Origin of the sequence: Pseudomonas sp. URMO17WK12:I9 (genome assembly GCF_900230165.1) — a bacterium.
GTDB lineage: Bacteria > Pseudomonadota > Gammaproteobacteria > Pseudomonadales > Pseudomonadaceae > Aquipseudomonas > Aquipseudomonas fulva.
This window is the reverse complement of sequence record NZ_OCMQ01000001.1, coordinates 650619-659578: the sequence shown is the minus strand read 5'-3', so window position 1 is coordinate 659578 and position 8960 is coordinate 650619. Positions and strand designations below refer to the sequence as shown.

Here is an 8960-nt window from a genome sequence, read left to right as displayed (position 1 = left end):
AAGGCCATGCGGCTGTCCTCGATCATGTAGGCCAGGCGTTCCTCGGGGTAGTCCGGGTCCAGCGGCAGGTAGGCGCCACCGGCCTTGAGGATGGCTAACAGGCCGATGACCAGCTCCAGCGAACGCTCGGCGGCGATGCCTACCAGCACGTCCGGGCCAACGCCGCGATCGATCAGTTGCCGGGCCAGGCCATTGGCGGCGTTGTTGAGTTGGCGATAGGTGAGTTGACGTGCGCCGAACACCACGGCGGTCGCCTCGGGGCTGCGCTGGGCCTGCTGCTCGATCAGGCGGTGGACGCAGTATTGCTCGGGGTAACGCTGAGCGGTCTGGTTCCAAGTGCGCAGGCCGTGCTGTTCACTGGCAGCGAGCATCGGCAGCTCGCCAATGGCCTGTGCAGGGCAGGCAACCATGCCGCGCAGCAGGGTCTGCCAGTGACCGGCCATACGCTCGAGGGTGGCGGCTTCGAACAGGTCGGCGGCGTACACCAGGGCCACGGAAATGCCCTGCGGCGTTTCCAAGGTTTCAAGGGACAACTCGAACTGCGCGCCGCCGCCATCGAGCAGCAGTTCGCGAGCCTGCAAACCTGGCAGGCTAGTGCCGGTCGCGGTGGCGCCGACAGTGCTGAGGTGGTTGTACATCACCTGGAACAGCGGGTTGTGATTCAGCGCACGCTGGGGGTTGAGCACTTCCACCAGGCGGTCGAAGGGCAGGTCTTGGTTGGCCTGGGCCGACAACGTCACCTCCTTGACCGTCTGCAGCCAATGGCCCGCCGATTGCTCAGGCTGCGGGCACAAGCGCATGACCAGGGTGTTGACGAAAAAGCCCACCACCGCCTCCAGCTCCTGGCTGTTGCGGTTGTTCACTGGCACCCCGATGCGCACGTCCGGCTGGCCGCTGTAGCGTTGCAACAGCAAGGCGAAGGTACCCAGGAACAGTTGGAACAAGGTGACGCCCTGGGCCTGGGCCAACTCGCGTACTTGACGCTCCAGGTCGTGCGGCAGGCGCAGGTCAAGGCGCCCGCCACGGTCGCTGAGCTGCGCCGTGCGCGGGTGATCGGTCGGCAGCGACAGCACCACCGGTTCACCACCCAGGCGTTCGACCCAATAGGCCTGCTGGCGCTGCATCTCGCCTTGGTCCAGCCACTGGCGCTGCCAGTGGGCGTAGTCGGCGTACTGCACCACCAGCGGTTGCAGAGCGGACGTATGGCCGGCACTGAAGGCGCTGTAGAGGTCGACGAATTCGTGCACTAACAGGCTCATGGACCAGCCGTCGGAGGTGATGTGGTGCAGCGTGAGCACCAGCACCCATTCATCAATCGCGCGCTCGATCACCTTGACCCGCATCAGGGGGCCTTGGTGCAGGTCGAACAGGCGCGTGATTTCGGCGCGCACCGCAAGCTCCAGCTGGGGTTGGCTGGCATCGGGCAAGGCCATCCATTGCAGGTCCACCGCCCCGGCCGGCTGCACCTGCTGGTAAAGCTGGCCATCCTCCTGGACGAACGTGGTGCGCAAGGCTTCGTGCCGTGCCAGCAAGGTGTCCATCGCCCGCTGCAAGGCCTGGCGATCAAGCTGGCCCTGCAGCCGCACGGCCAGCGGGGTGTGATAGGCGGTGCTCTGGGGCTGCAAGGTCCAGTACAGCCATTGGCGCTGCTGGGCGAACGACGCCGGCAGGCGCTCGCTGCGCGGCAGTGCCGCAATGGCCGCCTGTTCGCGGTAGCGCTCGCAGTGCTCCAGCGCCTGGGCCAGTTCACCCAGGTTGGCCGTGTCGAACATGGCCCGCAGCGGCAGGTCGAGCCCCAGTTGACGGCGCACACGCGAGACGATCTGCACGGCCAGTAACGAGTGGCCGCCCAGGCTGAAGAAGTTGTCGCCAAGGCCGACTACCGGCACTTTGAGCACCTGTTCCCAGATGCCCGCCAGGGCACGTTGGCGCTCAGTTACCGGCGGCACATGGGCATCGGCGGCACGCGCCTGGGTCGGCTGAGGCAGCGCGCGGGCGTCGAGCTTGCCGTTGGCGGTCAGGGGCATGACGGCCAGGGCCTGATAGGTGCTGGGCAGCATGTAGTCAGGCAGACGCGCTTGCAGCCACGCCTCCAGCTGCGCTTGCGCGTCAGTGTCCGCGTAGACCACATAGGCCACCAGTTGCGCATGGGCGGCTTCGCCCACCAGCAGCACGGCCGCGTCGCGCACCTGGGGCGCTGCACGCAGGGCCAGCAGCACTTCATCCAGGTCGATGCGGTAGCCGCGCAGCTTGACCTGGCGATCGACACGGCCAAGGAACGCCAGCTCGCCCGAGGGCAGGCGACGCACCCGGTCACCTGTGCGATACAGGCGCGCACCCGGTGCACCGAAGGGGTCAGGCACGAAGCGCTCGGCGGTCATGCCTGGACGGTTCTGGTACCCACGGGCAAGGCCAGCGCCACCGATGTACAACTCACCGTGGCTGCCCGGCGCCTGCAGTTGCAGGCCGGCATCGAGCACCTGGGTGCGGGTGTTGGGCAATAGCCGGCCCAGCACGATGGGGCTGTCTGCCGCGCTGAGGTTCTGGGTCAGTACGCCGACGGTGGTTTCGGTCGGGCCGTAGTGGTTGATGATGTCGCAGCGGCCCAAGGCGCGCAGGCGTTCGATCAGTGCAGGCGAACAGGCCTCGCCACCGAGCACCAGGCAGCGAGCAGGCAGCACCTGTTGCGGTTGATCGGCGCCCAGCAGCGCCTCCAGGTGCGACGGCACGATTTTCAGCACGTCGATGCCATGGCCTTGCATGTAGGCGCCGAAGCGCTGCGGGTCGAGGGCCACGTCCTGCTCGATGATGTGCAGCGACCGCCCGGAGCACAATGCGCCGAACAGCACGGTATGCCCCAGGTCCGCAGCCAGGGTGGAGACCACCGCCATGTTGCTTGCGCCCTGCAGCGGCAAGGTCTGGAAAATGCCTTGCAGGTAGTTGCCCAGGGCGCCGTGGCTGACGGCCACACCCTTGGCGGTGCCGGTGGAACCGGAGGTGTAGATGACGTAGGCCAGCTCGCCAGCGTGGACGGGGCGCTGTGGGCCCTGCGCACTCATTTCAGGGCGGGCGGGGTCGAGCAGCAGGGTCGTCACCCCGGCGATGTGCGGCAGGCTGGCTTGCAACGCCTGCTGGGTCAGCAGCACACCGACCCGGCTGTCTTCGATCATGTAGGCCAGCCGCTGGGCAGGGAATGCCGGGTCCAGCGGTACATAAGCTGCCCCGGCCTTCCACACGGCCAGCAGGCCGATCACCATTTCCAACGAGCGCCCGGCGGCCAGGCCAACGCACACCTGAGCACCGACGCCCAGCTCGACCAGTTGCAGGGCCAGCGCGTTGGCGCGGGCGTCCAGCTCGGCGTAGCTCAGGCATTGGCCGGCGAATGTCAGCGCCAAGGCATCGGGAACGCGCTGCACCTGGGCCTCGAACATCGCCAGTGCCGACGGCGCTGCTGGTGCCTGCGGGCCCGTGGCCTGCTGCTGCAAAAGTGCCGTCTGGTGCGCATCGAGCAAAGGCAGTTGGTCCAGTGGCTGGTCGGCATCCTCGCTCATCGCTTGCAGCAGTTGCAGCCAGTGCCCGGCCATGCGGGCGATGGTGGCCGGTTCGAACAGCTCGCTGGCATAGGTCAACGAGGCATGCAGACGACCGCCGCGCTCGAAGGTGGTCAGGGTCAGGTCGAAGGGCGTGGGGCGGCTGCTCGCCTCCAGTGGGCGCAGCTCCAACCCCTCGCCCACCGTCATTACCTCGATATCGGCAACGTTGGGCAAGTGGTTGTACATCACCTGGAACAGCGGGTTATGGCTGAGGCTGCGGTCAAGGTCCAGGGCCTCGACCAGCTGTTCGAAGGGCAGGTCCTGGTGCGCTTGGGCACCGGCGGTGGTCTGTTTTACGGCGGCCAGCAGGCTGGCGACCGACTGATGCCCGTGCAGGCAGGTGCGCAGCACTTGGGTGTTGACGAACAAACCGATCAAGCCTTCGACCTCGGCCCGGTTGCGGTTGGCCACGGGCACGCCGATGCGCAGATCGGTCTGGCCGGTGTGGCGGTACAGCAGCACATTGAATGCCGCCAGCAGCACCATGAACAAGGTCACGTTGTGCTGGCGCGCCAAGGCCCGCAGTTGATCAGCCAGGGCCGGGTCGATGACCAGCTCGTGACGTTGGCCGCGCTGGCTGGCCACCGCCGGGCGTGGAAAATCGGTGGCCAGCACCAGCAACGGCTGCTCATCGCCCAACTGCTCGCGCCAGTAGCCCAACTGCCGCGCCTGCTCACCGGCTTCCAGCCACTTGCGTTGCCACAGCGCATAGTCCATGTACTGGACAGGCAAGGCCGGTAGCGCTGGTTCAAGGCCTGCGGCAAAGGCCTGGTAAGCCTGGACGAACTCGTCGATGAGCACGTTCATCGACCAGCCGTCGGACACGATGTGGTGCAGGGTCAGCAGCAGCACGTGCTCCTGCGCCCCAAGCCGCAGCAAGGTGACGCGCATCAAGGGGCCGACGGCCAGATCGAAGGGTTGCTGCGCCTCGTGTTCGGCCAGCTCGCGCACACCGCGCGCTTGGGCATCGGCGTCCAGGTCAACCAGGCTGTGCTTGGCCACGTGCATCGGGTACTTGGCCGCTACCTGCCGAGCCTGGCCGTCTTCGCCTTCGGCGAATACCGTGCGCAGGCTCTGGTGGCGTGCTACCAGGCAAGCAAAGGCCTGCTCCAGCGCCGCCTCGTCCAGAGGCCCGCTCAAGCGCACGGCGCTGGGCAGGTTATAGGCACCGCTGCGCGGGTCCAGCTGCCAGAGAAACCACATGCGCTGCTGGGCATAGGACAGTGCATCACGGTCCGGGACCTGCACGTCGGCGGCGATGGGGAATTGGGAAAAGTCGATGCCTTCGGCGCGCAGGCCATCCAGAAACAGATGACGCTTGTCCACTGGCAGCTCTATGAAACGGCGGGCAAGCTTGAGGGACTTATCGGCATTCATCTGCGACCTTCCATACAGTTGGGTATCGAGCGTTGGCTCGGCTATCCCTACGGGACGTAGGACGACGCAAGAAAATTAGCCGCGCAGCTTAGGCGCTGGCGCCACGCATGCCGGTAAGGCGCCGGTTAAATCGGTGCGCGTATCGCTCGTTAACCCTGCACAACGAAAGATCGACAGGGGTTGACCGTGGACCTTCAGAGCATTCTCAGCAGGCTGTTCGCCAATGCCCATGGCGTGGGCATCGAGGGCGTCTACCAGTTCGTCTTCGCCCATGACCGGGCATTCTGGTCGGAGGTGCGCGAGCAGAGCCGCACCGGTGCGGGTCGCCACGCAGCGCCGGACGTCACCATCGAAGTGGCCGAGCGCGACTTTCTCGGGATCATGGGCGGCACGGCCAATGTCGAGGAACTGTTCGCCAGTGCGCGGCTGAAGATCACCGGCAACATGGGCCTGGCCACGCTGCTGCCGCAGATCATCAACAGCGCGCGGCAAGGCACGTCGGCCAGCAAGGTGGCCATGAACCAACGCTACCCCACGCCCGCGCGCATCAGCGAACGGATATCGGCAGCGCAGCCTGTGCTGCGTGAGGTGCCCCGCCTGCCACGGGCGCACCTGTCAGCCGAGCGTTTTGCCCGGGAGTTCCTGCCCCAGGGCATGCCGGTGGTGATGAGCGATGCCCTGCACGACTGGCCGCTGTTCAGCATGGGGCGTGAGGCATCCCTCGCGCACTTTGCCGAGCTGCAAGGCATCACCCGCCACGGCGATTACGTGAAAAAAACCTTCTCCACCGACCGCGACTTTCGCGCTACCTCCATGGCCGACTTCATTGCCTCGCTCGATACCCCGGCCAAACCGGGTGAAACCCCGGCCTACATGGGCAACAACATCGTCCCGGAAAAGCTCCTGGCGCTGATCCGCTTCCCCGACTATTTCGAACGCTCGCGCTACATCGCGCCACGCATCTGGATCGGGCCCAAAGGGACGCTCACACCCTTGCACCGGGACGACACCGACAACCTGTTCGCTCAAGTCTGGGGGCAGAAGTCGTTCATTCTTGCTGCCCCGCATCACCGTCCGGCGCTGGGCACCTGGTCGACCAGCCCCAAGGGTGGCCTGGACGGCTGCGACTTCAACCCCGATGCCGCCGACTACCAGCGTTTCCCGGCCGCCCGCGATGTGCCGTTCCTGCGCGTGGTGCTGCAAGCCGGCGACCTGCTGTTTTTGCCCGAGGGTTGGTTCCACCAGGTGGAGTCGGTGTCCACGTCGCTGTCGGTCAACTTCTGGGTGAACGCCGGTCGCGGTTGGTGATGTGCGTTTAATTTGCCTGGGCGTCAGCACGTTTCTCAGCAAAGACGTCTGCACGAGAACGCCCCATGCCCAGCCCCGCCCGCATGACCCAAACCCTCCAGCAAGGCCTGCGCCGTCTGATTGGCGGCGCCACACGCCAGGCCCAGCCCTACCGCCTGTTCGACCTGGTGCTCAGCCGTCGCCTGACCCTTACCCCTTCGCTCACCCGGCTGGTGTTCACCGGCCCGGACGTGGCGCAGATGACGACCCTGGCCCCAGACCAGCGGGTGAAGCTGTTCTTCCCCGCGCCCGATGGCTCCGTTGCGCAACTGCCTGCCGACCAGCACTGGAAGGCCGCCCACAGTGCGCTCGCTGCCGAGCAGCGCCCACCCATGCGTACCTACACCCTGCGCGCACTGCGCCCAGAGGCCTTGGAGGTGGACGTGGATTTCGTCCTGCACGGCGTCAACGGCCCTGCCTCAGCCTGGGCTACCCAGGCGCAGCCGGGTGATCGCCTGCAGATGCTGGCACCTAATCTGGCCTATACGGGAGACCCTGGTGGGTACGAGTGGAAGCCGCCGCAAGGGGTACGTAATGTGCTGCTGGTCGGGGATGAAACGGCGCTGCCAGCGATTGCCGGCATCCTCGAAGCCTTGGCCGTGACGCAACCGGACCTGGCGGTGCAGGCGTTCATCGAGGTGCCATTGCAGGCCGATTGCCTGGATGTGCGGCATGGCAGCGGCGTCGAGTTGCACTGGCTGCCACGCGATCTGCTGAACTGCGAGCACGGCCAGGCCATGCTGCATGCCGTGCATGAACTGGCCCGCCTGCCCCAGGGGCATGCCGTGCCCAGGGCCAGGCTGGAGGATATCGATATCGACAAGCGCATCCTGTGGGAGCAGGCCAGTACCGCCTGCAGCGCGTTCCACGCCTGGGTGGCGGGCGAGTCGGCCACGGTCATGGCCATCCGTCGTCATTTGATCAAGGAGCGCGGGTTACCGCGCCAATGGCTGACCCTGATGGGCTACTGGCGTGCAGGCAGAACTTTGGACTGAAGGGGTATAGCCGGGGGCACGCGGCCCCCGGCTGGGCTCAGACCGCCGCGGCCACGGCAGCAGCGAAACGCTGCGCGACCTCGTCGACCTGTTCGTCGCTGATGATCAAAGGCGGCAGGAAACGCACCACGGCCCCGTGGCGGCCACCGAGTTCCAGGATCAGGCCTCGCTTGAGGCACTCGCGCTGTACGCGCGGGGCCAGTTCGCGGTTGGCCGGCGGGTGCCCCTGGGCGTCCGCCGTGCCGTGCGGATCGACCAGTTCCACGCCCAGCATCAACCCCCGGCCACGGATATCCCCCAACTGCGAATAGTCCGCCTGCAGGCGTTGCAAGTGCCCGCGCAGGCGCTGCCCCATGGCCTCGGCATGGTCCGCCAGGCGGTGCTCGACCAGGTATTCGAGCACGGCAGACCCTGCGGCCATGGCCATCTGGTTGCCGCGGAAGGTGCCGGCATGGGCGCCCGGCTTCCAGGTGTCGAGCCAGTCGCGGTACACCACCACGGCCAGGGGCAGGCTGCCACCGATGGCTTTGGACAAGGTGACTACGTCTGGGACGATACCGGCGTGTTCGAAGGCGAACATGCGCCCGGTACGGGCGAAGCCGCTCTGGATTTCATCGACGATCAGCGCGACGCCCGCCTGCTCGGTGATGCGCCTTACGCCCTTGAGCCACTCGATGTCGGCGGGTATCACGCCGCCTTCGCCCTGCACCACTTCCAGAATCACCGCTGCTGGCAGCGGCACCCCGCTTTCGGGGTCGAGCAGCAGGTTTTCCAGGTAGTGCAGGTTGGCCTTAACGCCCGCCTCGCCGCCCAGGCCGAATGGGCAGCGATAGTCGTAGGGGTACGGCATGAACTGCACGCCGCTGCCCAGCAATGCGCCCAGGGGTTGCTTGGGACCCAGGCTCCCCATCAGGCTGAGTGCCCCTTGGCTCATGCCGTGGTAGGCGCCCTGGAAGGTCAGGACCGTGCTGCGTCCGGTGGCGCTGCGCACCAGCTTGAGCGCCGCTTCCACCGCATCGGTACCGGTCGGGCCACAGAACTGCACCTTGGCTTCACGGCGCAGTGCTTCGGGCAGTACGGCGAACAGGTCCTGGACGAAGCGGTCCTTGACCGGGGTGGTCAGGTCCAGGGTGTGCAGGGGGAGTTCATCGGCCAGCACGCGCTGGATGGCTTCGACCACCACGGGATGGTTATGGCCCAGCGCCAGCGTACCGGCCCCGGCCAGGCAGTCGATGAACTGGCGGCCTTCGACGTCCTCGACATAGATGCCACGGGCTCGTTTGAGGGCCAGCGGGATACGGCGGGGGTAGCTACGGGCATTGGACTCCTGTTGCTGCTGGCGGTGCAGCAGCGGGGAGTCGGTGAATTCGTACAGGGGATGCGGGGTGGTGGCCGGTGGGATCTGAGCAAGGCTGGTAGCGGTGGACATGGTGAATCCTCGCAAGCAAGCGAATGGGCGGTAGTCGCTTGAGAGACGCTTGGCCGGGGGGAGGATTTAGGGGGGGGCTTGCTCTTGCTCTTGCTCTTGCTCTGGCTCTGGCTCTGGCTCTGGCTCTTGATCTTGATCTTGATCTTGATCTTGATCTTGATCTTGATCTTGATCTTCGCGACTTCAGAAGGCCGAACGCAGGTCTTGCGGAGGGAGGTG

The 8960-nt window shown here is 66.2% G+C and carries 4 protein-coding genes; 2 read left to right on the top strand and 2 right to left on the bottom strand.

Annotated features, from left to right (window positions below; translation table 11 throughout):
- The coding region (locus CRP40_RS21875; protein ID WP_115933571.1) for a non-ribosomal peptide synthetase at nt 1-4970 on the bottom strand (4970 nt) is incomplete at its 3' end.
- 186 nt (nt 4971-5156) lie between these two features.
- On the opposite strand from CRP40_RS21875, the gene CRP40_RS02980 reads away from it, so the two are divergent.
- The gene (locus tag CRP40_RS02980) at nt 5157-6278 is read left to right on the top strand and encodes a cupin-like domain-containing protein (RefSeq protein WP_027916318.1); all 1122 of its coding nucleotides are present in this window, start codon (nt 5157-5159) and stop codon (nt 6276-6278) included.
- Nucleotides 6279-6343: 65 nt separating this feature from the next.
- Nucleotides 6344-7312, top strand: coding sequence for a siderophore-interacting protein (locus tag CRP40_RS02975; protein WP_027916319.1), 969 nt, complete (start codon nt 6344-6346; stop codon nt 7310-7312).
- Nucleotides 7313-7349: 37 nt separating this feature from the next.
- On the opposite strand, the gene CRP40_RS02970 is transcribed toward CRP40_RS02975, so the two are convergent.
- Nucleotides 7350-8741: an aspartate aminotransferase family protein gene (locus CRP40_RS02970; RefSeq protein ID WP_027916320.1), complete on the bottom strand. Its 1392-nt coding sequence runs from the start codon at nt 8739-8741 to the stop codon at nt 7350-7352.
- Between the last annotated feature and the right edge of the window lie 219 nt (nt 8742-8960).

Bases quoted from the DNA above. Each gene is read 5' to 3' on its own strand.
- CRP40_RS02970 (WP_027916320.1), bottom strand. From the start codon at position 8,741: ATGTCCACCGCTACCAGCCTTGCTCAGATCCCACCGGCCACCACCCCG.
- CRP40_RS02975 (WP_027916319.1), top strand. From the start codon at position 6,344: ATGCCCAGCCCCGCCCGCATGACCCAAACCCTCCAGCAAGGCCTGCGC.